We start from the raw sequence: 24,943 nt of genomic DNA, 5'->3' as shown, positions 1-24,943 counted from the left end.
CAGGGAGAACAACATGAGCGAAAGACTGGAAGACATCGCTGCCGCCATGGTCGCCAACGGCCGCGGGCTGCTCGCCGCCGACGAATCCACGGCAACGATCAAGAAGCGCTTCGATACGATCGGTCTCGAATCCACCGAGACCTCCAGGCGGGACTATCGTGAGATGCTGCTGCGCGCCAGCGATGCGATGCGCAAGTACATTTCCGGCGTCATCCTCTATGAGGAAACCCTGTTCCAGCATGCGGTCGACGGCACGCCGCTCGTCGACATCATCCGCGCCGCCGGTTCTATTCCCGGCATCAAGGTCGATGCCGGCGCCAAGCCGATGACCAACTTCCCGGCCGAGACGATCACCGAGGGTCTCGACGGCCTCGCCCAACGGCTGACGAGGTATTACGAGGCGGGTGCGCGCTTCGCCAAGTGGCGCGGCGTGATCTCCATCTCCGATACATTGCCGAGCGCAGGTGCCGTTCGCGCCAACGCCCATGCGCTCGCTCGCTACGCCGCCCTTTGCCAGGACGCAGGCATCGTGCCGATCGTAGAACCGGAGGTGCTGATGGACGGTGCGCCGGGCGATCACTCGATCGACCGCGCAGAGCATGTGACGGAGTGGACGCTGCGCACCACCTTCGAAGAACTGGCCGCGATGCGCGTCAAACTCGAGGGCATGATCCTGAAGCCCAGCATGGTGATCGACGGCAAGAAGGCGCGCAAGGCTTCTGTGGCCGAAGTGGCCGAACGCACGATCAAGGTGCTGCGGCGGACCGTGCCTTCGGCCGTTCCGGGCATTGCCTTCCTCTCCGGCGGCCAATCGACCGAAGAGGCAACAGCCCATCTCTCGGCGATGAACGCGACCCGCGGCCTGCCGTGGAAACTCACCTTCTCCTATGGCCGCGCGCTGCAGCAGGAGGCGCTCGACGCCTGGCACGGCAAGGCCGACAACATTGGTGCCGGCCAGCGCGCCTTCTCGCACCGCGCCGAGATGTGCAGCCTCGCAGCCAAGGGCTCCTGGAAGAAGGATCTCGAGAAGGCCGCATAAGGCATGGTCGAGAGATGAGAAACCGAGGGGCCGCTAGTCGGCCCCTTTTCTTTTTGTGACTTTCTGCGGCTCGCAGGCCGTCTCCCGACGGTACAATGCGAACCCTAGCCACGGATAACCCAAGCGCCCAGCACAAGCAGGAGAAGCGGCGGCCCCAGCAACATTCCGCTGAAGAGCAAAGCCGCTTCTTGCACCTCCCGGCCGGATCGACGTCGCCGCCCAATCTCGTCGGGCACGACAACGCTCGGGACCCCGGCTGCGGCCGCCCTTTCCCTTATGGCGGCTGCCTCTCTCTCGGCCTTCCAGCCGTCGGTGATCACGACCCAGCCTCGGACGAAGACGGAGCCACCATCTGTCCCGTCTCTCTGCCGTCCTTCAAAATCCACATAAACGACCAGCGTCAGCACCCAAAGTGCAGACGCAATCAGCCACGCTCGAAAGAGGCCGCGTCGGATATTCATCTGTGTGCCCAGCCTATGCGCAAGGATAGCACAGCAGTCGGCTTATGCCGCTTGGGGGCTTGGACGAAAAGCGGCCAATGAGCTTAGTAATTTGAATATAAACGGTTATTTCGTTCTGCGAGCTCCAAGAATATTGTCACCGGAACAACTTGGCGCTTTTGACCGGCGCGAACGCTGGCTTAAGTCTTGGCTTCGCAGCCAACCCCAGAGAAAGCCGGTGCCATGACCTCCGCCGCTTCGCCGCAATCCATCGCTTACATCACGGTCGACGTCTTTACCGCCGAACGCTTCGCGGGCAACCAGCTCGCGGTCATCCCCGATGCCCGGGGCCTGAGCGACCGGCAGATGCAGGCGATCGCGACCGAGTTCGGCTATTCCGAAGTCACCTTCGTGTTGCCGCCGCGCGACCCCGCCAATACGGCCGAAGTCCGGATCTTCACGCCGACGATGGAGATCCCCTTTGCCGGCCACCCGAATGTCGGAACCGCGTTCGTGCTCGGTCGACAGAAGGAAATCTTCGGCCGTGTGCCTGGTAGCATGCTGCGCTTCGAGGAAAAGGCGGGGCTTGTCGAGGCAACCCTGTCGCGGGAGAGGGGCGAGGTCACTGGCGCCAGCATCGTCGTGCCGCGCAGCCTGACGGCCGGCCCGGAAATCGACGTCGGAACGATCGCTGCCTGCGCATCGCTCCCATCAGAAGCCATCGGCACAAGCACCCATACGCCAATCCGCCTTTCCGTCGGCCTGCCCTTCGCGGTCGCGGAAGTTACTGATATCGCGACACTTTCGACGGCGCGGCCGAACGTCACGGCGTTCCAGGCGGCCAATGCCCGCTACAAGCCGGAAGAAGACAGCTTCAGCCTGTTCCTTTACGTTCGCTCGGCAGAGGCGCCGTGGCAGATCCGGGCTCGCATGTTCGCGCCACTCGACAATGTCAACGAAGACCCCGCCACCGGCAGCGCCTCCGCAGCGCTCTCTGCCCATCTCGTATCGCTGCTGCCGGATCAGGATATCGATGTCGAGATCACCATAGAGCAGGGCGTCGAGATGGGCCGGCGCAGCCTCATCGGGGCGAGCGTCCGCAAGCAGGGCGGCGTCGTTCGTCAGGTCAGCCTTTCCGGCACTTGCGTCAGCGCCATGCGCGGGCTGATCGACCTGTAACAGCCTTTAGGCGGTGTCGCCGGGGTCGGGCAAAAGCGTCAGAATATCGGCGAACATATCCTGCCATTCGGCGTCGTCCATCTCGACAAAGCCGAAACCGCGCAGCAGGAAGACGCCTTCGGTGGCGAGGAAGGCGAGGCGTGCCCGGCGCCCCTCCTCCGTCGTGAGGTCGATGCCATCGAGACGGGCGCGGTACCAGGCGCGGTTCTTGGCCATATGCTCTTCCCGCTGCAGAAGCGCCGCCATCATGCCCGATGTCCGGGCTCTGTCGGCCGTGTTCATCCGGGCAGTCACCAACGCATGGGCGCGCATTGCCTTCACTGGGTCGGGGTCCTCGCCGCCCTCCGCCGCAACCGCGGTATCGAACTCGTTGAACCAACGCTCCATCATCGCGTCGATCAGACCGTCCTTGTTGCCGAAGCAATATTGCACGCCGCCCTTGGTGATACCGGCCGCCTTGGCGACCGCATCGATCGTCAGGCCGGCGGCGCCGACGGCGTTCACGATCGCCTCCGCCGCATCCAGAACCTTGTCACGATCGATTGTTCGACGTCGCCCCATCTTGACTTCCTATTTCAAATCCATACGTACGTATTTAAATATTGACCCTGACATTAACAAGATCTGGTCGCCAATTCCCTGTGGGCGGCCACCCGAGGTGTACCATGCTTCCGCAAAATCGCTGGCTCATTCTGGCCATCGTATCGAGCGCACTCCTTTTGATCGTCGTCGACATGACGGTGCTCTACACTGCCCTTCCCCGTCTGACCCATGACCTCGGCGCGAGTGCATCCGAGAAGCTCTGGATCGTCAACGCCTATGCCCTCGTCGTTGCCGGCCTTCTGCCCGGTCTCGGCACGCTCGGCGACCGGCTCGGTCACAAGAAGCCGTTCATCGTCGGCCTGGCCGTCTTCGGCGTCGCTTCGCTGGTCGCCGCCTATGCGCCCACGCCCATGATCCTGATCGGCGCCCGCGTTCTGCTTGCGGTCGGCGCCGCGCTGATGATGCCGGCAACGCTGTCGATCATCCGCCTCACCTTCACTGACGAACGCGAACGGGCGTTGGCAATCGGCGTCTGGGCCGCGATCGCCTCCGGAGGGGCTGCGATCGGCCCGGTTCTCGGCGGTTTCCTGCTCGAATATTTCTGGTGGGGTTCGGTCTTCCTGATCAACGTGCCGGTCGTCGCCATTGCCCTCACGCTCGGCATCGTCGTGCTGCCGAACAGCCCCGGCAATCCCAGGCATCCGTGGGATGCGCTCGGTTCGTTTCAGATCATGGTGGGCCTCGTTGGTCTTGCCTATGCCGTCAAGGAAACGAGCAAGCGCGAACCGTCGCTGGAAGCGGGCCTCGCTGCGGCCGTGATCGGTGCTATCGCACTCGTCCTGTTTGTCCGCCGGCAACGCCGTAGCGCGCGTCCGCTGATCGATTTCAGCCTGTTCCGCAACGGCGCGTTTTCCTCCGGCGTGGCGGCGGCACTGGTGGCGTCGGCCTCCATCGTCGGCATCGAGCTCGTCTTGAGCCAGCAGTTGCAGCTTGTTGACGGCTTTTCGCCGCTTGAAGCCGGCTTCTTCATTTTGCCGATCCCGCTCGCCGCCTTCGTTGCCGGCCCCCTGACCGGCATGCTGCTTCCGCGTCTTGGACCGGAAGTGGTACTGCGCTCCGGCCTGCTCCTCGCGGCCGCCGGTCTCACCGCTTACTTGCTGCTTCACGACATCGGCACGCTTGCCCAGATCGCCAGCCTCGTCGTTCTCGGCCTCGGGATCGGCGCCTCGATGACGGCCGCCTCCAGCGCCATCATGTTCAACGCCCCGCCCGAGCGGGCGGGCATGGCGGCATCGATCGAGGAGGTCTCCTTCGAACTCGGCGGCGCGATCGGGATTGCCGTTCTCGGCACCGTCATGTCGATCGTCTACACCGCCTTCCTCGTGCTGCCGGAAGGTGCCGCAATCTCGCCGATGGCGCGCGATAGCCTCGACGAAGCCTTGATCCTCGCCGAAAAGCTGCCGCCGGATCTGGCGGGCGAACTGGTGACGCGCGCCCAGCTTGCCTTCGAACAGGCATTCACCGTGGTGGTGATCGTTGCGACAGCCATGATGTTTGTCACCGGCTCGGCCATCTGGTGGCTGACGGGGGGCCGCAGCAGCGCCCCGACGGGTTCCCGCCAGACAAGCCACCACTGAACTGAAAGCGATCGCCGGTCCCCTCCGGCGGTCAGCGTAACCGTGCCTCACATTTCGCGATCGCCTCGAGCATCGCCTGGAAGCGCACGTGGTGCCGTACCGCGTCCAGATCGGAATCCTGCTTGAACCAAAGCAGCTGGTAACACGAGCTCTGCGGCAGCAGGGTTTCGAGAAGATCGAGCGCCACATCGATGTCGCCGAGAATGGAGTAGACGCAGGCGGTATTGTACCGCGCGACCACGTCGTCGGGGTCGATCGCCAGGGCGCGTGCCGCCCATTCCCGCGCCCGATCCGCCTCGCCCATATGGGCAAGTGCCAGTGCGCCGCGATGAGCCGGGCCGGAGTTTTCCGGGTTGAGTTCCAGCGCCCGCTCCGCTCGCGAAATGCCGATCTTCGCCCACTGCGTGCGTTCGGCGTCCCGGCCGAGCGAGCGGTAGGCGCTCATCAGGTGGATCGGCGACAGATAGTCGTCCGGCCTGATGTCCGCTGCACGCTTGAAGAACTGGATCGCCGTTTCGAAGGCACCCTGCATGAACAGGAAACGGGCATAATGGAAGTTCGCCTCGTACAGGCTGGGGTCCAAGGTCAGCGCCCGTTCGAACTCGGCGACCGCCTCGTCATCCTGGCCATCCTGATGCAGGACCAGGCCGCGGGAGGCATGCGCCTCCGCCAGGTTCGGATCGAGTTCCAGGGCTCTCGCGGTGGTGGAAAGAATGCTGTCCAGAGGGAACTCGTCCTCATGCCAGTCGCGCAGCGCCGACTCGCAATCGGCAATACCGGCATAGGCGCGCGCAAATTCGGGATCGAGCTCCACCGCCTTCAGGAACATGCGCCGGGCGAGCAGCAGATAGGACCGGGTCCAGGCATGCGAGAACTGCCGGCCGCGCAGATAGTAGGTATAGGCCTCCACGCTCGTGGTCGGGTCGCTTTCGATCGCACGCCGTTCCGCCGGCAACAGCTTGATCCTGAGCTGGTCGACGATGGAATGGGTGATCTCGTCCTGGATGGCGAAGATGTCGGTCAGGTCCCGGTCGTAGCGGTCGGCCCACAGATGCGTGCCGGTCAAGGCGTCGATGAGCTGGCCGGTGATCCGAACCCGCGAGCCGGCCTTACGCACGCTGCCTTCGAGGATGTAGCGGACGCCGAGCTCCTGCGCGACCTGCTTCACCTTCACCGACCGCCCCTTGTAGGTGAATACCGTGTTGCGGGCGACGACATGCAGTTTCGAAATCTTCGAAAGATCCGTGATGATGTCCTCGGTGATACCGTCGGAGAAATATTCCTGCTCCGGGTCATGGCTCATATTGGTGAAGGGAAGCACACCGACCGAGAGCCCGTAGCCGTCATCGAGCACGATAGGGCCGACCTCACTTGGTGCCGCCGCAACCTTCGTCGGCGCACCGAGCGCCACCGAATAGACATGCACACCGGCGGCAATGTTCTTCAGTGCGTGTTCGCCCTTGTCGATGAAGCCGACGTCCAGGCGTGAACCGACGTGATCGCGCACGGATGCGGAGACAGCGATGCCGGATGGTTCCGCCAGGCCTTCGAGCCGGGCGGCGACATTGACGCCGTCGCCGAAAATATCGCCGTCCTCGACGATGATATCACCGAGATGCACGCCGATACGCAGCTCGATGCGTTTCAGCGGCGGAACGCTTTCATTGCGGATGAGCATGCCGCGCTGAATATCGACGGCACAGGCAACCGCATTCACCACGCTCGCGAACTCGACGAGAATGCCGTCGCCGGTCAGCTTGACGATGCGCCCCTTGTGGCGGTTGATCTTGGGATCGACGAGTTCGTTCTTGTGCCGTTTCATCGCGGCCAGCGTGCCGGTCTCGTCAGCCCCGATCAGGCGGCTGTAGCCCACGACATCGGCAGCGAGAATGGCAGCGAGACGGCGTTCCAAGAAACCCTCAAATTCACTTCCCGAATGAAAGAGGTAATCTAGCGCGTTATTCCCCATCTGTCCTGCGCCCTTTTGTAGTTGTAACGAATATACGTACAACCCAATAGCATCGGGCGAGCGGCCCCGGAGTTTCCAAGGAAACGGGTCCTTAGGGGCGAAATGGGCCGGCTACGGCCGGATCAAGACGGTCACCATCATCATGACGATGGCGAAGACGGCAATCTTCCAGAAGTCCCGGCGGCGGCGCAAACCCGGGATGCCGAGCGGCCACAGAAGCTGGATGGCCATTGCCAGCAGCAGGATAAGGGCGAGCGCCTTCTGCATGTTGCCCTCTTGTTCCGGGAGGCTGCCTCAACCGGCGAAGGTTTCGCAACGCCGGCACCATTCGTCGCACGGAGCAGCGCCTTCCCCCAAGGACTAGCGATACGTTGTGCACGGCAAAAAGGGCTAGTGTTTCCGCGAACGATTTGCAATGACCGGTCTCGTTCAATCGTCACCGATTGAAGGGAAAAAACCTGCGGCAGCTCGAAACGCTGCAAAGAGAAACCGGCTGGCAATTCACCAGGCATCGCCCTAACTTGCTGACGGCAGAACGAATTTCGGATGGATAATGAGTAAGAACCTGCTCCCGGTCGCCGCCCTCCTGCTCGGTACGTTGTTTCTCTTTCTGGGCAATGGCCTCCAGGGCTTGCTTCTTCCCGTGCGTGGTACCGCCGAAGGGTATCCGACCACCATCCTTGGCCTGATCGGCACGTCCTGGGCCGCCGGCTTCGTTCTCGGCTGCTTCTTCGCCCCGAACGTCGTCAAGCGCATCGGCCATGTGCGCGCCTTCAGCGTCTTCGCTTCGCTGATCGCCATCGTCGCGCTGCTGACCGGCATCATGATCAATCCGACCTGGTGGCTGATCCTGCGCGCGCTTACCGGCTTCTCCACCGCCGGCACCTCGATGATCATCGAAAGCTGGCTGAACGAGCGCGCCACCAATGAGAGCCGCGGCGTCATCTTTTCGCTCTATATCGCCATCACGCTCTTCGGCGTCGTCGGCGGCCAGATGATGATCCCCTTCGGCGACACCTCGACCAGCATCTTCTTCATGATCTGCGGCATCCTCTATTGCCTCGCCATGCTGCCGACGCTTCTGTCCAAGGCTGCCTCGCCGCAACCATTGAAGCAGGTCCGCCTCGACCTGCGCGCGCTTTATCGCAACTCGCCGGTGTCCTTCCTCGGCATCCTTCTCGTCGGCATCGCCAACGGTGCCTTCGGCACGCTCGGCGCCGTCTTCGGGCGGCAGGCCGGCCTTTCCGACAGCACGGTTGCGGCAATGATGAGCGTGGCGATCTTCGCGGGCGCGGTGATGCAGCTCCCGGCCGGCCGCCTCTCGGACCGCATCGACCGCCGCTATGTCCTGGCAGCGCTTGCGGGCGTCGGCGCCTTCGCCGGACTGCTGATCTTCCTGATCGAGCCGAGCCGGGTCTGGATCGTGCTGACGCTGATCGCGATCTATGGTGCTGCCGCCAACGCGCTCTATCCGATCGCGGTTTCCCACGCCAACGACTTTGCGACCGCCGAAGACTTCGTGAAGGTCTCCGGTGGCCTGCTGCTGCTCTACGGCATCGGTACCATCATCGGCCCGACGATCGGCGGTCCGGTCATGACGGCGGCCGGCCCCTACGGCCTGTTCATGATTACCGCCTGTGCCCACATTTTGATCACAGCCTATGCCATCATTCGCAGCCGGATGCGCGCGCCCGTGCCGGTCTCCGACCGCGATGCCTTCTCGCCGGTCAATGCCGGCGCGCCGACGACCCCGGAGAGCCTGCAGCTTTCGCCGCGCGCTGCCCCGTTCGAGGAAGCGCGTAGTGAACCGGACAACAACCAGAGATGGGAGGATCAGAGCGATGAGCCTGTTTGACGATGACCGACCCCAGAAGAAGGTGGTGCACGAGATCGGCAGCGACCTTTCATTGCTTTCAGTCGATGAGCTCACCCAGCGCATCACCCTGTTGACGGAGGAAATCGCCCGGCTCGAAGCCGAGCGGACGCGAAAATCCGCAAGCCGCTCCGCTGCCGAGAGCCTGTTCCGCTGAACCGTTACCGCAGCGGCCGCGGCGCAGCAAAACGAAGTGCGTTTAACGGCGCATTAAGCATTATCTGCAATTGTCAGGGCATCCGGAGCTTTCCGGTTTCAGACAATTTCTCCGACTGGCGAATGGGTCTGATTTTTCTCCCTGTTTTACCTTGAGAGCCGCTTTCCGCGGCTCTTTTTTTATTTTGGCATAGCTTTCGCTAAAGAACTGTGGAGATTAACCCTTTCTTAAGAATACCCTTGCGCGAAATGCGCTATCGGATCATTCTTCGAGCATAGAGACGGGCAAGGATTTAATTCCCATAACCGTCCGCTACCTGACTGTCGTGATGCGTTTGAACCAGGGAAAACAGGTCATGTCCGAGAGAGGATTGAATACGGTCAGTTTCGCGGGACACGCGGCGTCCTCGGCACAATTCAAGACACTCTATTCGGAAGGCATGGGTCTGGTCGAGGAAACGGCCACCTATCTCGACGGCCCCGGCCGCGCCGCCTCGAAGGTTCTGCCACGCATGGCATCGGTTCTCTACGCGGCCGAGTCCATGCGGCTTACCACCCGCCTGATGCAGATGGCTTCGTGGCTGCTGCTGCAGCGCGCCGTCAACAACGGTGAGATGAGCCGCGACCAGGTGATGTCGGAAAAGAGCAAGGTGCGCCTCGACAGCTTCAACGTCGACAAATCCGCTCCGGGCTGGGCCGAACTGCCGGAATCCTTCCGCGACCTGATCGAACGCTCGCTGCGCCTGCAAAACCGCGTCGCCCTGCTCGACCGCGAAATCTATCGCCCGCACGAAGCCGCCGCCATCGTTCCGGACAACCAGAACGGCGTCAAGGCGCAGATCAAGCTGCTGCAGACGGCCTTCGGCACCAACTGACAGCCCTTCGCCTCAGCATGCGGAAGACGAACCCGGCCTTGGCCGGGTTTTTGTTTTGCATCGCTGGCGTCACGAACGCGCGCGCCGCATCTTCGCCAGTAAAAACATCACCAGTACACAGCACAGGAAGCCAAGGGCCAACGGCAGTCCCCGATGCCCGAGCCACTGCATCGCCAGTCCCGTCGTGGGCGAACCCACGATGCCGCCGAGACCCCACACAACCGCGAAGGTCGCGTTGCCGGCGATCAGGGCCTGTCCAGTGAAACGCTCGCCGAGCTGGATCAGCGACATCGTATAGATGCCGAACGAGACCCCGCCCCAGACGAAGACGAGTGGCCAGATGAGCCAGGAATTGAAGGCCCATGGCAGCAACAGGCATGCGGCCAGCGAGACCAGGACACAGAACAACATCGCCAACATCGAGCCGATCTGCTCGGCCATGCGGCCGAGAAGCACCTGCAGCAGCGCATTGCCGGCGATGAAACAGGTCATGAGGGAGGCGATTCGCTCCTCCGCGCTTCCGAACGCGGCACCATAGCTGGTGAACAGGGAAAGCAGAGTTTGCTCGAAAGCGGCAGCGGTGAAAACCGCAAACAGGAGGAGAGGCGCCAACGCCAGGAAGCCGCCGACGGAGGTTGTCTCGCCGTCATGGGGCATATCGGGCAGGCGCGGCACGACTGTCAGCAGGATCATGCCGCAGAGAAGGAAGGCCACGATGCCGATCAAGAACGGCGACCAGCCCTCCGTGCCGACGAGGCCGAGGGACAGTGGACCGACGGCGAAGCCGCCGGAAACGACCGAAGAATAGAGGCCCATGATGCGTCCCCGGCGCGAGGAAGGTGTGATCGTGATCAGCCAGGTTTCGCTGATCACGGACAGCGGATTGGCAAAGAAGCCGAGCAGGAAGCGCAGGGGCAGCCAGGCCCAGAGGTCCTGCGTCCAGGCGATTGCGATCAGGGCGAGCGCGGCGCACAGCGAGCACAGGATAGCAAGCCACGCCGCACCCAGGCGCCGAACCAGCGCCGGAATGAGGGGAGCGGAGACGATGAAGCCCAGCGGCGTCATCGCCGCCGACAGGCCAATCAGCCCGGGCGTCGTTGCCTGCCGCTCCAGAATGAAGCTGAGCAAAGGATAGGTCAGCCCCTGGGCGACAGCGAACACCGTCACGGTCGCGATCGTGCCGGCTATCGCCGCCCAGGGAATTGATTGCTCTTGCGAAAACGCTGTGTCGCGCCGTCGCTCCACTGCGACACAGGGAGGCTGCTGGTCCGATATCATTCCGCCACGCGCCTCAGGCTTGCCAGAAATGTTTGGCGATTTCGATCTCGACCTGCCATCTTGTCAGGCCGATATCGTCGATCAGATGCGGGTCGTTCCTCGAAACCTGTTCGAGGTCCCGGCGAAAGCGAGTTCGCCTGTCCCAGGTCGCGACAATGCGTCTGAGCGCTGCGAGATTGGTACGCCAGCGCAACCGGCTTTCCTCCCGCGCGGGTGCGGCCGGCCGCACCACCCGCAGCCGGGATATGGGAATGGGAACATGGTTCATGGCAGCCTCCATCGTCAGCCCGAAAGACGGATGAATTCTGCGGGAGCCGAGCCGGGGCGTAATTAAGCGCGTCCAAAAAGTTCTCAAGAACTTCCAAACGAACTATAGATGCGCCCCATGCAGGAAACGCGCTTTGCCTTTGGCCCCTTCGTGCTTGATCCGGGTGCGGGAACGCTCCTCCGGGACGATGATCCTGTTGCCATCGGCTATCGCGGACTAAAATTGCTTGCGGCGCTCGTCGGACGCCCCGGCGAAGTCCTGGGGAAGGCCGAACTGATGGACGCGGCGTGGCCGGGAACGGCTGTCGAGGAAGGCAATCTCACCGTCCAGATCGCGCAGCTCAGGAAGTTGCTTGGCCCGGCCGCCGATGGTGGCGAATGGATCTCGACGGTCCCGCGCGTCGGCTATCGCTTCATAGGAAGCACGCGGAAGCTCGGTGCGGCAAAGCGGCGGCCGCTGTCCCTGCCGGACAAACCGTCGATCGCCGTTCTGCCCTTCGTCAACGTCAGCAATGATCCCGAGCAGGAGCCCTTCACGGATGGGCTGACCGAGGACCTGATCACGGACTTGTCCAGAATTCCCGGCCTGTTCGTCATCGCGCGCAACTCGTCCTTTGTCTACAAGGGCAAGGCCGTGGACGTGCGCGCGATCGCGGATGACCTTGGCGTGCGTTACCTGCTGGAAGGCAGCGCCAGGCGCACGGCGGGACGCGTGCGCATCAATGCCCAACTGGTCGATGCATCGAGTGGCGATCATCTCTGGGCGGAACGCTTCGATCGCGAGCTGGAAGACATCTTTGCCGTTCAGGATGAGGTCACCGGCAAGATCGTGGAAGCGCTGCTCGGACAATTGCGGCCACCGCCGCTGCCACGCAAGCGGCCCGGCAACATCGACGCCTACGATCTCTGCGTGCGAGCCCGCAGGCTGATGGACGATACGCCGCAAGCGGCGCAGGAAGCGCACCTGATGCTGACGCGCGCGGTTTCGCTCGACCCTGATTACGCAGACGCCTATCGCTGGCTGGCCATGAACCACTGGATGGGATGGGTGCACTCCGGCGGACCGACGGAGGCCGCTCGCAGCCTTGCCCTGGAGCTGGCGCGCAAAGCGGTCACGATCGATCCAACCGATGCCGGCAGCCGCTGGATCCTGGCCTACCTGCTCGCCTATGAGCACAGCTTCACCGAGGCGGATGCGGAATTCGCCAAGGCGATCGAGCTCGATCCGAACGAGGCGGACACCTGGGCCGCGTTGTCCGACATCGAGGTTCTCGCCGGGCGGGTCGAGGAAGGCCTTAAGCATATCCGCAAGGCGTTCCGGCTGAACCCGTTTCCGGCAAGCTGGTACTATCTGACGCTCGGCCAGGCGCAATATGCGGCCGGCGACTACGCAGCCGCCATCGAGACGCTGCGCAGCGACGAGACCTATCGCACGAGCTCACGCCGGTTCCTGGCGGCAAGCCTCGCCCAGCTCGACGAGGCGCGCACGGAAGTGGAGCTGTTTCTCGTGGCCAACCCGGGTTTTACGATCCGCCACTGGGCCGCGACCGAGCCATTCCGTGACGACGCGATGCTCGCGCATTTCGTCGATGGCTTTCGCAAGGCCGGGCTTCCCGAATGACATGCAAGCCCAGCCTCCTCTCGATTGGTCAGCAAAAAGCCCGGCGCGATGGCCGGGCTTCGAGAATGCCGAAGAGGCGTTCGATCAGAGGCCGAGGCCTTCGAAGCGCTTCTTGAACTTGGAGACGCGGCCGCCGCGGTCCATGAGCTGCTGGTTGCCGCCCGTCCAGGCCGGGTGCGACTTCGGGTCGATTTCCAGGTTCATGGTGGCGCCTTCAGAACCCCAGGTCGAGCGGGTTTCGTATTCGGTGCCGTCAGTCATGACCACCTTGATCATGTGGTAGTCGGGATGGATGTCTGCCTTCATAACGATCTTCCTAGAGTTCCAGGGTCCAATTGTCGCAAGGCATTGCGACTTCGAGACCGAACACGTAAATGAAGCCGCGGACCGGCTGAAGGGCCACGGCTTCCCAATTCGATGCCGTGCCTATACATCAAGGTCTGCGGGATAACAAGTGCCGCGCGGAAGACTCATGGGCAAACCCTTTCCTCCGTGGTTGGCGAACGGGGGTCAAGTGTCCGAACGAGAAAACCAGGCGCCAGCGCGCAAATCCATCCGCCCGCTCGCCACGCTTCTGCCTTATCTTGCCCGCTACCGCCATCTGGTCGCCGGCGCAGGCATCTCTCTGATCCTGGCCGCGGTCACGACGCTGGCGCTGCCTCTGGCCGTCCGGCGGATGGTCGATAACGGCTTTTCCAGTTCCGATTCCGGCTTCATCAACACCTACTTCTCGATGTTGATGATGCTCGCGATCGTGCTCGCTCTCGCCAGCGCTGCGCGCTACTATTTCGTCATCACGCTGGGCGAACGCATCGTTGCCGACCTTAGGCGCAATGTCTTCGATCGCGTCACCCGGCTTTCCGCCTCCTTCTTCGACGTCAACCAGTCCGGCGAGATCGTCTCGCGGCTGACGGCCGACACGACCCAGGTCAAGTCCGCGGTCGGCGCCACCGCTTCGGTCGCGCTGCGCAACCTGATCCTGTGTCTCGGCGCCATCGGCATGATGGTCTATACCAGCCCGAAGCTTTCGAGCCTGGTGCTGATCGCGATCCCGATCATCGTCTTCCCGCTCGTCGGCTTCGGCCGCTCCGTCCGCCGCCGCTCGCGCGAGGCGCAGGACACGCTTGCCACCGCGTCGGCCTATGCCGGCGAGGCGATTGCCGCATCACGCACCGTGCAGGCCTTCAACGGCGAGACGCTCGCCAACGACCGCTTTGCCAGCGCCGTCGAGGATGCCTATGGCGCCGCGCGCGCCGCGATCAAGGCACGCTCCGTGCTCACCGCCTTCGCCATCACCATGGTCTTCGGCAGCGTCGTCGCCGTGCTCTGGTTCGGCGCGCATGACGTGCTTGAGGGCAACCTTTCCGCCGGCACGCTCAGCCAGTTCCTGCTCTACTCGGTCTTTGCCGCCGGCAGCCTCGGTTCGCTCTCGGAAGTCTGGGGCGAACTCTCACAGGCCGCCGGGGCTGCCGAGCGGCTCAACGAACTCTTGTCGGAGGTCCCCGAGATCCAGGCGCCGGCAAACCCGGTCGCCATGCCCGTGCCGGCCTCCGGCGCGATCGCCTTCGACGACGTCTATTTTGCCTATCCGGCGCGGCCCGACTACAAGAGCCTGAACGGTCTCAGCTTCGCGATCAAGCCCGGCGAGACCGTCGCCATCGTCGGCCCTTCCGGCGCCGGCAAGAGCACGGTCTTCTCCATGCTCCTGCGCTTCTACGATCCCGCCAAGGGTGCGGTGATGGTCGACAGCCTCGATGTCCGTACGGTCGACCCGAAGGAACTGCGCGACCGGCTGGCGATCGTGCCGCAGGATGTCACGATCTTCGCCTCCTCGGTTCACGACAATATCGCCTTCGGTGTCCCCGGTGCGACCCGCGAGGCGGTGCGCGCTGCGGCCGTCGCCGCGCAGGCGGACGAATTCATCGGCCGGCTCGACAACGGCTACGACACGCTTGTCGGAGAACGCGGCATCACGCTTTCCGGCGGCCAGCGCCAGCGTATCGCGATTGCCCGTGCCATCCTCAAGAACGCACCGATCCTGCTCCTCGACGAGGCCACCTCGGCTCTCGACGCCGAAAGCGAGACGCTGGTGCAGAAGGCCCTCGATGGCCTGCTGCGCGAGCGCACGACGATCATGATCGCCCACCGGCTTGCGACCGTGCTGAAGGCAGACCGCATCCTGGTCATGGATCATGGCCGGATCGTCGAGGAAGGGACGCACGTCTCGCTCATCCGCCAGGGTGGCCTCTATGCCAAACTCGCGCGGCTGCAGTTCGACCACGGCGCCGAGGCCCTGTTCGTCGCCACGAAAAACTGAGCCGCTGCGGCGGCTCGCTCCTCCCGATTTCACAGCTGGCGGTTGCCGACTGAGAAGCGAGCCCTATTGTTATGGAGCCGGCCTGCCAGAGGCCGTTCCCTGCGGTTCGCAGACATGATCGGGAGGAAATTCGCATGGCATTTTCGCAACTGACCCGGCGCGCAACACTGACGCTGGGCCTGATGGCGCTATCGGCGCTGCCCTTCGGCACCTCGGCCCTCGCCCAGGGCTTCCCGGACCGGCCGATAACCATGGTCGTTCCCTTCGCCGCCGGCGGCTCGACCGACGTGGTCGCCCGCATCGTCGCGCAGAAAATGTCCGAAGACCTCGGCGAACAGGTGATCGTCCAAAACGTCGCCGGCGCCGGCGGCAATCTCGGCGCCGCCAATGTCGCTCGGGCCGATCCGGACGGCTACACGATTCTGATGGGAACCGTCGCCACCCACGCGCTCAATCCGCTGATCCTGAAGACCAAGCCCTACGATTCGGAAAAGGACTTCGCGCCGATCTCGCTGCTGGTCATCGTACCCAACGTGCTGGTCGTCAATCCCGAGCTTCCCGCCAAGAACGTCGAGGAACTGCTGGCGCTGCTCAAGGCGAAGCCCGACGAATACAGCTATGCCTCCTCCGGCAACGGCACGCCGCTGCATCTCTCCGGCGAGCTCTTCAAGAAGATGGCCGGCGTCAGCATGCAGCACATCCCCTACAAGGGCGCCGGCCCGGCGCTGAACGACGTCATCGGCAACCAGGTGCCGATCATGTTCGACAATCTCCCCTCCTCCTCCGGCCACATCAAGGCCGGAACGCTGCGGGCGCTTGCCGTCACCACGGCGGAGCGCGCGCCCTCCTTCCCCGATGTCCCGACAGTCGCTGAATCCGGTATCCCGGGCTACGAGACCTATACTTGGAACGCGCTCTTCGCCCCGGCGAACACGCCGCAACCGGTGGTCGCTCGCCTCAATGAGGCAGCAAACAAGGCCATGAAGGATCCCGCCGTCATCGAACGCATGAAGGAGTTCAGCGCCAAGATCGTCGGCTCGACCCCTGAGGAACTCGCCGCCCATGTGAGCGCGGAACTGGCAAAGTGGACACCGGTCGTCCGCGACGCCAATGTTCAGATGGATTGATTAAGAAGACCCGCGAAACGCGCCCCTCATCCGGCTGCCGCCATCTTCCCCCGCTGGTGGGAAGAGACTTAGGGTGAGGGGCTAATCGAACCAGCCAACCGATTCACACGCCGGCAGCGCCCCGGCCCGCCATCCGGCCGGAAAAGATGCAGCCGCCGAGGAAGGTGCCTTCCAGTGCATTGTAGCCATGCATGCCGCCACCGCCGAAACCGGCGACCTCGCCGGCGGCATAAAGGCCTGGCACCGGCTCGCCCGACTGTTCCAGCACTTGACCCGAGAGGTCGGTCTGCAAACCGCCAAGCGTCTTGCGCGTCAGGATATGCAGGCGAACGGCGATCAGCGGCCCGGCTTTCGGGTCGAGCAGGCGGTGCGGCTTGGCAGTGCGCAGCAGCCGATCGCCGCGATAGGCGCGGGCGCCGCGGATCGCGGTGACCTGGGCATCCTTGGAGAAGGGATTGCTGATTTCGCGATCGCGCGCCTCGATCTGCTGGCGAAGATGGTCGAGCGACAGCCGGTTCTCGCCCGTCAACGCGTTCATCGCCGGCACCAGGTCTTCGAGCCGATCCCGGACGATGAAATCCTCGCCCCTGTCCATGAAAGCCTGGACCGGCGCGGGTGGGTTCTTACCGAGCCGCTTCAGGAGCAGCGAGATGTTCTTGCCGGTCAGGTCCGGGTTCTGCTCCGAACCGGAAAGCGCAAACTCCTTCTTGATGATCGCCCGCGTCAGGATGAACCAGCTGTAGTCGTGACCGCTGTCGCGGATCGCCTGCAGGGTTCCGAGCGTATCGAAACCCGGCATCGCCGGAGCGGAAAAGCGGTTGCCGTCGGCGTCGCACCAGAAGGAGGATGGGCCGGGCAGGATGCGGATGCCATGATCCGGCCAGATCGGATCGAAGTTCCTGAGCCCCTCGGTATAGTGCCACATGCGATCCGAGTTGATGACCGAGCCGCGCGCCCGGCTGGCAATCTCAAGCATGCGGCCGTCGACATGGTGCGGCACGCCCGAAACCATCGTTGCCGGCGGCTGGCCAAGCCGCTTGCGCGGCCAGTTGCGCCGGACGAGATCGTGGTTGCCGCCAATGCCGCCCGAGGTGACGACGACCGCGCCCGCCGATATCTCGAAATCGCCGGCGACGTCGCGTGAGCTGCGCTCACCCCGTCGGACCGGATCCTCCTTCAAAAGCGCCCCGCGGGCACCCGTCACCCGGCCATTCGAAGTCATGAGTTCGTCGACCCTGTGGCGGAACCGGAAGCGCACGAGACCGCGGCTTTCCGCCTCCCGCGTCAGGCGGATGAAGGGTTCGAGCACCGCCGGGCCGGTGCCCCAGGTGACGTGGAAACGAGGCACCGAGTTGCCGTGGCCATGGGCAAGCCCGCCACCGCGCTCGGCCCAGCCGACGACCGGAAACCAACGCATGCCGAGGGAATGCAGCCAGCGGCGCTTTTCGCCAGCGGCAAAATCGAGATAGGCCTCGGCCCAGAGTCGCGGCCAATGGTCCTCCGGACGGTCGAACTGCGAAGACCCCATCCAATCCTGCCAGGCAAGCTCGCGCGTGTCACGAATGCCCATGCGCCGCTGTTCGGGGCTATCGACGAAGAACAGGCCGCCCAGCGACCAGAAAGCCTGGCCGCCAAGGTTTTGTTCGCCTTCCTGATCGAGAACGATGACCTTGCGCCCAAGGGCGGCCGCCTCCGAAGCGGCGACCAGGCCGGCAAGCCCCGCGCCGATGACCAATACATCGCAATCCATGAAATGCCCTCCCCTGCATCCCATACGGCGACCTTCGCGCATCTTAAAAAACGCGCGGTGCTGTGCGGCCGCCGCCGCCATATCCATGGCTGCAGCAACTGTTACGCGTACGTCAAGGTCAATTCAAGAGTCGGACGTCGAGCACGGTGTGTTCGGGACTGCGGCCTACTTTTCGGTCAGCTTGAGCTCGATCCGGCGGTTCTGGGCCCGGGCTTCCGGGGTTTCGCCCGGCGCAATCGGCTGATACTCGCCGAAACCGGCGGCAACCAGGCGATCGGCAGGCACGCCCTTCGAGATCAGGAACTTGACCACCGAGGTCGCACGCGCCGAGGAAAGTTCCCAGTTGTCGGCATAGCGGCCGGCTCCGGAAAGCTGGACATTGTCCGTATGGCCGTCGACGCGCAGCACCCAGTTGATCTCCGCCGGAATCTCCTTGGCGAGATCGAGCAGTGCCGAGGCGAGTTTCGCCATCTCCGCCTGCCCCTCGGGATTGAGCTCACTGCCGCCGGATGGGAACAGTACCTCCGACTGGAACACGAAGCGGTCGCCGACGATGCGGATGTTTTCACGATCGGAGAGGATTTCCCTCAAGCGTCCGAAGAAGTCGGAGCGATAGCGGTTGAGCTCCTGCACCCGCTGGGCAAGCGCCACGTTCAGGCGTCGGCCAAGGTCGGCGATCTTCGTCTGCGACGCCTGGTCCTTCGCCTCCGATGCCTGGAGCGCATCCTCGATGGCGGCGATCTGGTTGCGCAGCGCCGCGATCTGCTGGTTCAGGAGCTCGATCTGGCTCATCGCCCGGGCGCTAACCTCACGCTCGTTCTCAAGCTCCGAGCCGAGGCGCCCGATCTTCTGGTTGGCGGCCTCGGTGCTGCCGGCGCCCTGGTCGAGCAAGGCCTGGAGCCGCGAACGCTCGCCTTCCGACTGGGACAGTGACGCCTGAAGGTTGGCGAGCGAATCCTCGAGATCCTGCTTGCCGCTCTTCTCGAGCGCCAGGAGCTGCGTGAGCTCGTTGATCTGGCTGTTCAGCCGGGTCAGCACTTCGTCCTTGCCGCTGATTTCGCGGCTCAGCAGAAACTGCCCAAGAACGAAGACGGTGAGCAGGAACATGATCGAAAGCAGGAGCGTCGACAGCGCATCGACGAAACCCGGCCAGTAGTCGATCGTGCGCTGCGAGCGGCCTTTGCGGGCGAGCGCCATGGATTACTCTCCTCCGGTCTCGTCCAATTGTCCGAGCTTGGCCGACAACGACGACCTTTCGCCGGCGACGGTGATCCGCTCGCCGCCGCCGATGCGCGACGACAATTTGTCGAGCGTCCTGCGCATCGCCTTGGCCTCTTCCTGCTGCGCTTCGATCCAGTCGCGCAGCATCTGCTGCTCGCCGCGCATGTTTTTCACCAGGCCCTGGATACCCTCGGCAAGGCTTGCCATGGCGGCGGTCGTACGCTGGCTCGAACCGCCCTCCTGATTGAGGCGCACCAACTGATCCGTGAGCTTTTTCAACTCCTCGACCGGCGCACCCGAAGGCGCATCGAGCGATGCCGTCAGCTCGGAGCCGACGTCGGTGACGGAAGAAAGCCAATTTTCAAGCTCGGTATAGAAGCGGTTCTGGGCGCGGCCGGCCTGCAGGTCGAGGAAGCCGAGGATCAGCGAACCGGAAAGACCAAAGAGCGATGTCGAGAACGCCGTGCCCATGCCGGTCAGCGGCGCCGACAGGCCGCTCTTCAGGGCCGCCAGAATGTCTTCGGTGGTGCCCGAACCGGCATCCAGCGACTGGATGACCGTGTTGATCGAACCGATGGTGCCCAAAAGACCCCAGAAGGTGCCGAGCAGACCGAGAAACACGAGAAGGCCGGTCAGGTAGCGTGAAATATCGCGCGATTCATCGAGGCGGGTCGCGATCGAATCCAGAATCGAACGCAGCGCCGTCGTCGAGATCGCCGTCTGGCGAGCACCGATCAGCGCCCGCATCGGCGCCAGCAACACCGGGTCGCGGCCCACCTTGTCGGCACTGCCGGCGGCGCGGAAGGAATTGAACCAGCGCACCTCGGGCCGCAGGCCGAGCACATGGTTGAAGACGAGCAGGATACCGATCAGCAGCACCCCGAGGATCAAGCCGTTGAGCCCGGGATTGGCGAGAAAGGCGTTGTGTGCCTGCCGAAAGAGGATTGCGCCCACGAAACCGACGATGATCAGGAAGACCACCATGATCCAGAAATAGTGCATGGGGCTCGAAAGCTTGTGCGGATTATAGCCTTCTTCCATGCCTTCCCGACCGTTCCACCCGGACAGATGCAATTGCGTCATGGGTATAAGTGTCTCCCGGTTTTTACTTGTCGGAACGGCTCCGCGCCGGGCGGAGCCTACTGCATAATTCCCGAAACCGAAATCGATTCAAGGATGAAATTCAGCCGTTCCCAAAGTGAGGCGACGGCCGCAACGGCCTTAGATAGGCACAGCCATGTGGCACTGTCGTGTTGCCTCATTCCGGATCAGCCAGAAAAACAAAGCCTCCGACGCGGGCGAGCGCCGGAGGCCGAGCATCCGAATGGGGCGCTGCTTACTTCGTCGGCACCGGACGGTGCACGACATCCCTGAGCGCCTTGGTGATGTATTCGTTGCCGCAAACGATCGAGCCGTCGTCGATCGGCTTGGCGCCGCCGTTGATATCGTGCGCCCAGCCACCGGCCTCACGGATCAGCAGCACGCCGGCGGCAATGTCCCAGGCGGCGAGATCGCGTTCCCAATAACCGTCGTAACGGCCGGCTGCCACATAGGCGAGATCGAGCGAGGCGGCACCCATGCGGCGAATACCAGCCACTTCGCCCATCACGTGGCGCAGTTCGATCAGATACTTGCCGTGGTTGCCGCGGCCGAGATGCGGAGTACCGGTCGCGATGACCGCGTCGGACAAATGCTTGCGCGCGGCAACGCGCAGGCGACGGTCGTTGAGAAACGCGCCGCCACCGCGCTCGGCGGTGTAGAGTTCGTCGGTCGCCGGGTTGAAGATGACGGCGCCGACGATTTCGCCCTGACGCTCCAATGCGATCGAAACGGCGAAATGCGGGATACCATGCAGGAAGTTGGTGGTGCCGTCGAGCGGGTCGACGATCCAGCGATGCGCGCCGTCCGTGCCGACGATCTCTTCGCCTTCCTCGCCGAGGAAGCCATAGGTCGGGCGGGCCTTCAGGAGTTCCTCGCGGATGAGTTTTTCGGCCTTGCGGTCGGCCTGCGAAACATAATCGCCGGGTCCCTTGAGCGAGACCTGCAGGTTCTGGACTTCGCCGAAATCGCGGGCCAACGACTTGCCGGCCTTGAAGGCGGCCTGAACCATGACATTGAGAAGAGCTGAACGGGCCATCTGGCGATCCCTTGAAAACGAAGGCCGATCGAACGCTTCGATCGGACGTTGAACCTGCTTGACGCAACATAGGCCGCATTGCCGGCCCTTCCGCAATTCCCTCGATCGGAAGCGATCCAGGGACACAGGGCAAGCCGCAGATTGAGCTCCGTCGTCAAAAAACCGAGTGAATGCTCACTCCGCACGTGAACCGCCGCGATGATCAGGGCGTAACGTGCAAAACCGCGGCCTCAGAACCACAAATGGCCCGCAAGTTCAAGCGAAATAGCATTTCCGCCGAACGGCCACCAAAGATTCGACCGCGACCGGAGCCGTTCAGCTCCGGCGATACTTGTTGGCGGCACTCAGTGCCTGCTTCTGCTGTTCTTCGTTGAGACCGAGATAGAAGTCTTCGAGCGCATCATCCTTGAGACCGGCGCGACGCGAAAGCACATACCATTTCGCCGCCTCGACCGGATTGGGTCTTGTGCCGATGGCGTTGATGTAGAGGTGCGAAAGGCGGTTCTGCGCAACCACGTTGCCGCCCTCGGCCGCCCGCCGCATCCAGCCGAAACCCTCTTCGAGATTGCGGTCGCCGGCAATGCCCTCGATCATCCAGATCGCGATGTCGAGCTGGGCCGTATCGTATCCCGCCCGTGCCGCGCGGATCAGCCATTCGCGCGCCCGAGCCCGCTTGCCTTCTTCGATGCCGTCGACATTGACCAGGATCTGCGACAGCGCATATTGCGCATCCGCGATGCCCTGCTCGGCCGACTTCTCATAATAGGGCATCGCCAGCTTCAGTCCCTTGGGTCCGGGATTGTCGGCGACGAGCGTCTGGCCGTAGTTGAACTGGGCCGAGCCATTGCCGAGATCGGCAGCCTTCTTCATCAGCTCTTCGGACTTCTTCCGGTCGCGCTTGACGTAACGGCCCTCCATCAGGATCAGCGCATATTTGAACATCGCGGCCGGATCGCCTTTTTCGGCCGCCTGGCCATACCAGAAGGCAGCCTGCTTCGGGTCGCGCACGACGCCCAGTCCCTGCTGCAGGATTTCGGCAATCAGCGTCTGCGCCGCCGGATCGCCAAGCTGCGCCCGCGGCAGCGCCAGATCCATCGCAGTCAGGTAGTAGCCTCGCTGGAATGCGCCATAGGCGTCGTCGACCTTGCCGGTGAAGGGCTTTTCCGCCGGCAATGCCGGCAATTCGGCGCCCATGCGATCGAAAACGTTGACGCCGGAAGATGGCACGGCGCCATCCGCCGGCTTCTTGTTGCCGCCAGCCGACTTGTCGTCGCCCTTGTCGGCCGCCGCGCCCTCCGGCATCGCCGCCCCGTTGAAGGGCGTGATGCGGCCGCGCTTCTCGACGCCCGCGTTCCCCGCACCGGCGTTCTGCTGCTGCGCATGCGCCGGCAGTGCCAGGGCGGTGGCCATGGCAACAAGGCAAAAACCTCGACTCAATCTGGAAGGTAGTCGGCTCAACATCGACACGTCTTAATCTTCAAACCGTGGCGCTTTTTCGTCAAGAAGTGCATTGACCGCAGCCACGACGGAAGGCGCCTGCGCGGGCTCGCCGAAGACGGCAAGGCGAAGCGCCACGAACTCTGCACCGGTCTGCGCCACCGCCAGCGCCGATTGCGGGTCCGTGCCGCCCATGACGATGCAGGGGATCTCGATCATCGACGCCCACCATTCGGCGAGCGCCAGGTTCTTCGGATGCGCTTCCGGCTTGATGTCGCCATCGGTCTTGCCGAAGAACACGTAGTCCGGGCGCACCTCGCCGATCTCGAGCGCGTGGTGGCGATCGGCCGCATTGCCTCCGCCGACGATCAGTTTCGGCGTGTGTTTCTCGACCGCCTCGCCAAGCACTTCCGCATTGCCGGCAATGTGCAGGCCGTCAGCCTTGGCGCGGCCGGCCACACGGGAGTCGCCCTCGATGAGTGCTGCGGCACCCGCCTCCTGGATGACCGGCACCAGACGCTCGGCGTGTTTCTGGAACTCGGAGTCGTCCAGCCCGTATTGCGGCACGATCACGGAAGCGACGTCGCCGCCCTTCAGGGCATCGGCGAGCACTTTCACGCGTTCCGCCGCGTCGGGCATGTCGGGCGCAATCAGCACCAGGCGGCAACGTTCTGCTGTCATATTCGGACATCCATTCCCGGCTGCATCCGCCAGGGTGGCGAAACCAGCGCTCGATTTCATTTGGGAAAACCGATAGACGGAGACTGCAAAAGGATCAACCGCCACCCATGCTTCCCGATCTCGACTTCTACCTTATCGCCATCCCGGCAGTTCTGCTCGTTGGCCTTAGCAAGGGCGGCATGGGGGAAGCGCTCTCGCTGATGGGCGTTCCGATCCTGTCGATGGCGGTGTCACCCGTCCAGGCGGCCGCCCTCCTTCTGCCGATCCTGATCGCGATGGATCTCGTCTCCTTGTGGATGTGGCGCAAGCACGGCGATCGCACCACGCTCCTCATGCTGTTGCCGGGCGCCATCGCCGGCATCCTCATCGGCTGGGCGACCTCAGCCTACGTTTCGCGTGACCTCCTTCGCCTGATCATCGGTTTACTCACCGTGCTCTTCGTGCTCCGATACGTCTACAATGTCTGGCGCAGGCGCCTCGGCACCACCATCGCGCCGAAGAAGCAGCGGGCCGGGCCGGCGGCGCTCTGGGGTTGCTTTGCCGGTTACGGCAGCTTCGTGGCGCACGCTGGCGGCCCACCCTTCCAGATCTACGCGCTGCCGCTGCAGCTCGCCCCCCGCGAATACACCGGCACCATCGTTCGCTTCTTCGCGATCCTGAATGCGGTGAAGCTCATCCCCTATTTCGCCTTGGGACAACTGGACCTGAGCAACCTGAAAATCTCGGCGACGCTCTTTCCGCTCGCCATCGTCGCGACGATGTGCGGGGCCTGGATCGTTCGCCGCATGAAGCCGCAGATCTTCTATCCCTTCATGTATACCATGGCCTTCATCGCGGGCTCGAAGCTGCTCTGGGACGGTATCAGCAGCTTGGCAGCGGGCGGCTGAGCCGCGACCCAAGTATTACGGAAATATTGCAAAGCAAAATTAGCATATCGCATCGCACAAATTTCTTGCTGCTTCGCAAGATTTCGCCTAACGTCCACCCATGACGATCGCGGACCCTTTCGATGCCATTGCGGACCCGAACCGGCGCCACCTGCTGGAGGAACTGCGACGCGCACCGAAAACCGTAAACGAACTGGCGCAGGGCCTGCCGATCAGCCGCCCGGCCGTATCGCAGCACCTGAAGGCCTTGCTGGACTGCAATCTGGTCTCGGTTTCGGCGAGCGGCACCCGGCGGATCTATACGATCAACCGGCCGGGTTTCGACCGTCTCAACCTGTGGCTCGACCAGTTCTGGTCCTGAGCCCGGCAGCCGGCCTACAGCGCCGCGCGCCTTATCAGACGCGCAAAGGTCGCTTTAGCTCTTTGAATTGCTGCATGTTTTTGTCCTCTAATCGGCTACGCTTAAAGGAACCGTGCAGCAGGCGGCGCCTCAAAAGAAACAGACCGGG

At 63.4% G+C, this 24,943-nt stretch carries 23 protein-coding genes; 11 read left to right on the top strand and 12 right to left on the bottom strand.

The window, feature by feature from the left end; genetic code table 11:
- The first annotated feature begins 13 nt into the window (after window positions 1-13).
- Both ACQ5BM_RS16905 and ACQ5BM_RS16900 read left to right on the top strand, forming a co-directional pair.
- Complete coding sequence (locus ACQ5BM_RS16905; protein ID WP_429813368.1) at window positions 14-1,039, top strand: class I fructose-bisphosphate aldolase; 1,026 nt, start codon at window positions 14-16, stop codon at window positions 1,037-1,039.
- A gap of 683 nt (window positions 1,040-1,722) precedes the next feature.
- Window positions 1,723-2,658 carry a PhzF family phenazine biosynthesis protein gene (locus tag ACQ5BM_RS16900; protein ID WP_429813365.1) on the top strand — a complete coding sequence of 312 codons (936 nt, stop codon included), beginning with the start codon at window positions 1,723-1,725 and terminating at the stop codon, window positions 2,656-2,658.
- 6 nt (window positions 2,659-2,664) lie between these two features.
- Here ACQ5BM_RS16900 and ACQ5BM_RS16895 read toward each other — a convergent pair whose 3' ends face one another.
- Window positions 2,665-3,219: a TetR/AcrR family transcriptional regulator gene (locus ACQ5BM_RS16895; protein WP_429813363.1), complete on the bottom strand. Its 555-nt coding sequence runs from the start codon at window positions 3,217-3,219 to the stop codon at window positions 2,665-2,667.
- 104 nt (window positions 3,220-3,323) lie between these two features.
- On the opposite strand from ACQ5BM_RS16895, the gene ACQ5BM_RS16890 reads away from it, so the two are divergent.
- Window positions 3,324-4,838, top strand: a complete 1,515-nt coding sequence (locus tag ACQ5BM_RS16890; RefSeq protein WP_429813361.1) for an MFS transporter — start codon at window positions 3,324-3,326, stop codon at window positions 4,836-4,838.
- Window positions 4,839-4,869: 31 nt separating this feature from the next.
- Here ACQ5BM_RS16890 and ACQ5BM_RS16885 read toward each other — a convergent pair whose 3' ends face one another.
- Together ACQ5BM_RS16885 and ACQ5BM_RS16880 are read right to left on the bottom strand one after the other, a co-directional pair.
- On the bottom strand, window positions 4,870-6,807 hold the full coding sequence (locus ACQ5BM_RS16885) for a TPR end-of-group domain-containing protein (protein WP_429813359.1): 1,938 nt from the start codon (window positions 6,805-6,807) through the stop codon (window positions 4,870-4,872).
- A 111-nt stretch (window positions 6,808-6,918) separates the two neighbouring features.
- On the bottom strand, window positions 6,919-7,074 hold the full coding sequence (locus ACQ5BM_RS16880; RefSeq protein ID WP_173520420.1) for a hypothetical protein: 156 nt from the start codon (window positions 7,072-7,074) through the stop codon (window positions 6,919-6,921).
- Window positions 7,075-7,360: 286 nt separating this feature from the next.
- Here ACQ5BM_RS16880 and ACQ5BM_RS16875 point away from each other — a divergent pair, with 286 nt between their 5' ends.
- The 3 genes from ACQ5BM_RS16875 to ACQ5BM_RS16865 all read left to right on the top strand — a co-directional run bounded on the left by ACQ5BM_RS16875 (window position 7,361) and on the right by ACQ5BM_RS16865 (window position 9,711).
- Window positions 7,361-8,662, top strand: a complete 1,302-nt coding sequence (locus ACQ5BM_RS16875) for an MFS transporter (RefSeq protein WP_429813356.1) — start codon at window positions 7,361-7,363, stop codon at window positions 8,660-8,662.
- The gene (locus ACQ5BM_RS16870; RefSeq protein ID WP_173520418.1) at window positions 8,649-8,837 is read left to right on the top strand and encodes a DUF1192 domain-containing protein; all 189 of its coding nucleotides are present in this window, start codon (window positions 8,649-8,651) and stop codon (window positions 8,835-8,837) included. The genes ACQ5BM_RS16875 and ACQ5BM_RS16870 overlap by 14 nt, the downstream gene beginning before the upstream one ends.
- 355 nt (window positions 8,838-9,192) lie before the next feature.
- Entirely contained in the window at window positions 9,193-9,711 is a 519-nt protein-coding gene (locus tag ACQ5BM_RS16865; protein ID WP_043610604.1) for a DUF1465 family protein, read from the top strand.
- A gap of 69 nt (window positions 9,712-9,780) precedes the next feature.
- On the opposite strand, the gene ACQ5BM_RS16860 is transcribed toward ACQ5BM_RS16865, so the two are convergent.
- Entirely contained in the window at window positions 9,781-10,989 is a 1,209-nt protein-coding gene (locus ACQ5BM_RS16860) for an MFS transporter (protein ID WP_429813353.1), read from the bottom strand.
- Window positions 10,990-11,002: 13 nt separating this feature from the next.
- Window positions 11,003-11,257: a DUF1127 domain-containing protein gene (locus ACQ5BM_RS16855; RefSeq protein ID WP_429813350.1), complete on the bottom strand. Its 255-nt coding sequence runs from the start codon at window positions 11,255-11,257 to the stop codon at window positions 11,003-11,005.
- 117 nt (window positions 11,258-11,374) lie between these two features.
- Between ACQ5BM_RS16855 and ACQ5BM_RS16850 the strand changes: the two genes are divergently transcribed.
- Complete coding sequence (locus ACQ5BM_RS16850) at window positions 11,375-12,877, top strand: winged helix-turn-helix domain-containing tetratricopeptide repeat protein (protein WP_429813676.1); 1,503 nt, start codon at window positions 11,375-11,377, stop codon at window positions 12,875-12,877.
- A gap of 84 nt (window positions 12,878-12,961) precedes the next feature.
- On the opposite strand, the gene rpmE is transcribed toward ACQ5BM_RS16850, so the two are convergent.
- Complete coding sequence (gene rpmE, locus ACQ5BM_RS16845) at window positions 12,962-13,183, bottom strand: 50S ribosomal protein L31 (protein WP_173520415.1); 222 nt, start codon at window positions 13,181-13,183, stop codon at window positions 12,962-12,964.
- Window positions 13,184-13,349: 166 nt separating this feature from the next.
- Between rpmE and ACQ5BM_RS16840 the strand changes: the two genes are divergently transcribed.
- Both ACQ5BM_RS16840 and ACQ5BM_RS16835 read left to right on the top strand, forming a co-directional pair.
- Entirely contained in the window at window positions 13,350-15,194 is a 1,845-nt protein-coding gene (locus ACQ5BM_RS16840; protein ID WP_429813348.1) for an ABC transporter ATP-binding protein/permease, read from the top strand.
- 134 nt (window positions 15,195-15,328) lie between these two features.
- Complete coding sequence (locus ACQ5BM_RS16835; RefSeq protein ID WP_429813346.1) at window positions 15,329-16,321, top strand: Bug family tripartite tricarboxylate transporter substrate binding protein; 993 nt, start codon at window positions 15,329-15,331, stop codon at window positions 16,319-16,321.
- Window positions 16,322-16,424: 103 nt separating this feature from the next.
- On the opposite strand, the gene ACQ5BM_RS16830 is transcribed toward ACQ5BM_RS16835, so the two are convergent.
- The 6 genes from ACQ5BM_RS16830 to ACQ5BM_RS16805 form a co-directional block, all read right to left on the bottom strand.
- A complete protein-coding gene (locus ACQ5BM_RS16830; RefSeq protein WP_429813674.1) occupies window positions 16,425-18,152 on the bottom strand; it encodes an FAD-binding dehydrogenase in 1,728 nt (575 codons plus the stop codon).
- 84 nt (window positions 18,153-18,236) lie between these two features.
- A complete protein-coding gene (locus ACQ5BM_RS16825) occupies window positions 18,237-19,268 on the bottom strand; it encodes a peptidoglycan -binding protein (protein ID WP_429813344.1) in 1,032 nt (343 codons plus the stop codon).
- Window positions 19,269-19,271: 3 nt separating this feature from the next.
- Window positions 19,272-20,375: a flagellar motor protein MotA gene (locus ACQ5BM_RS16820; RefSeq protein ID WP_429813342.1), complete on the bottom strand. Its 1,104-nt coding sequence runs from the start codon at window positions 20,373-20,375 to the stop codon at window positions 19,272-19,274.
- A 253-nt stretch (window positions 20,376-20,628) separates the two neighbouring features.
- Window positions 20,629-21,429 (bottom strand): inositol monophosphatase family protein, encoded by an 801-nt coding sequence (locus ACQ5BM_RS16815; RefSeq protein ID WP_429813340.1) that lies wholly within the window; start codon window positions 21,427-21,429, stop codon window positions 20,629-20,631.
- A 315-nt stretch (window positions 21,430-21,744) separates the two neighbouring features.
- Window positions 21,745-22,839: a tetratricopeptide repeat protein gene (locus ACQ5BM_RS16810; RefSeq protein ID WP_429813338.1), complete on the bottom strand. Its 1,095-nt coding sequence runs from the start codon at window positions 22,837-22,839 to the stop codon at window positions 21,745-21,747.
- A gap of 60 nt (window positions 22,840-22,899) precedes the next feature.
- Window positions 22,900-23,547 carry a thiamine phosphate synthase gene (locus ACQ5BM_RS16805; RefSeq protein WP_429813336.1) on the bottom strand — a complete coding sequence of 216 codons (648 nt, stop codon included), beginning with the start codon at window positions 23,545-23,547 and terminating at the stop codon, window positions 22,900-22,902.
- A gap of 107 nt (window positions 23,548-23,654) precedes the next feature.
- On the opposite strand from ACQ5BM_RS16805, the gene ACQ5BM_RS16800 reads away from it, so the two are divergent.
- Window positions 23,655-24,434 carry a sulfite exporter TauE/SafE family protein gene (locus ACQ5BM_RS16800; protein ID WP_429813333.1) on the top strand — a complete coding sequence of 260 codons (780 nt, stop codon included), beginning with the start codon at window positions 23,655-23,657 and terminating at the stop codon, window positions 24,432-24,434.
- A gap of 100 nt (window positions 24,435-24,534) precedes the next feature.
- The gene (locus ACQ5BM_RS16795) at window positions 24,535-24,795 is read left to right on the top strand and encodes an ArsR/SmtB family transcription factor (RefSeq protein WP_429813331.1); all 261 of its coding nucleotides are present in this window, start codon (window positions 24,535-24,537) and stop codon (window positions 24,793-24,795) included.
- Window positions 24,796-24,943: the final 148 nt, after the last annotated feature.

Source organism: Ensifer sp. B1-9, assembly GCF_050474445.1.
In the GTDB taxonomy this organism is placed as follows: Bacteria; Pseudomonadota; Alphaproteobacteria; order Rhizobiales; family Rhizobiaceae; genus Ensifer.
The sequence above is the reverse complement of the archived record's forward strand: the minus strand, read 5'-3'. Positions and strand labels throughout refer to the sequence as shown.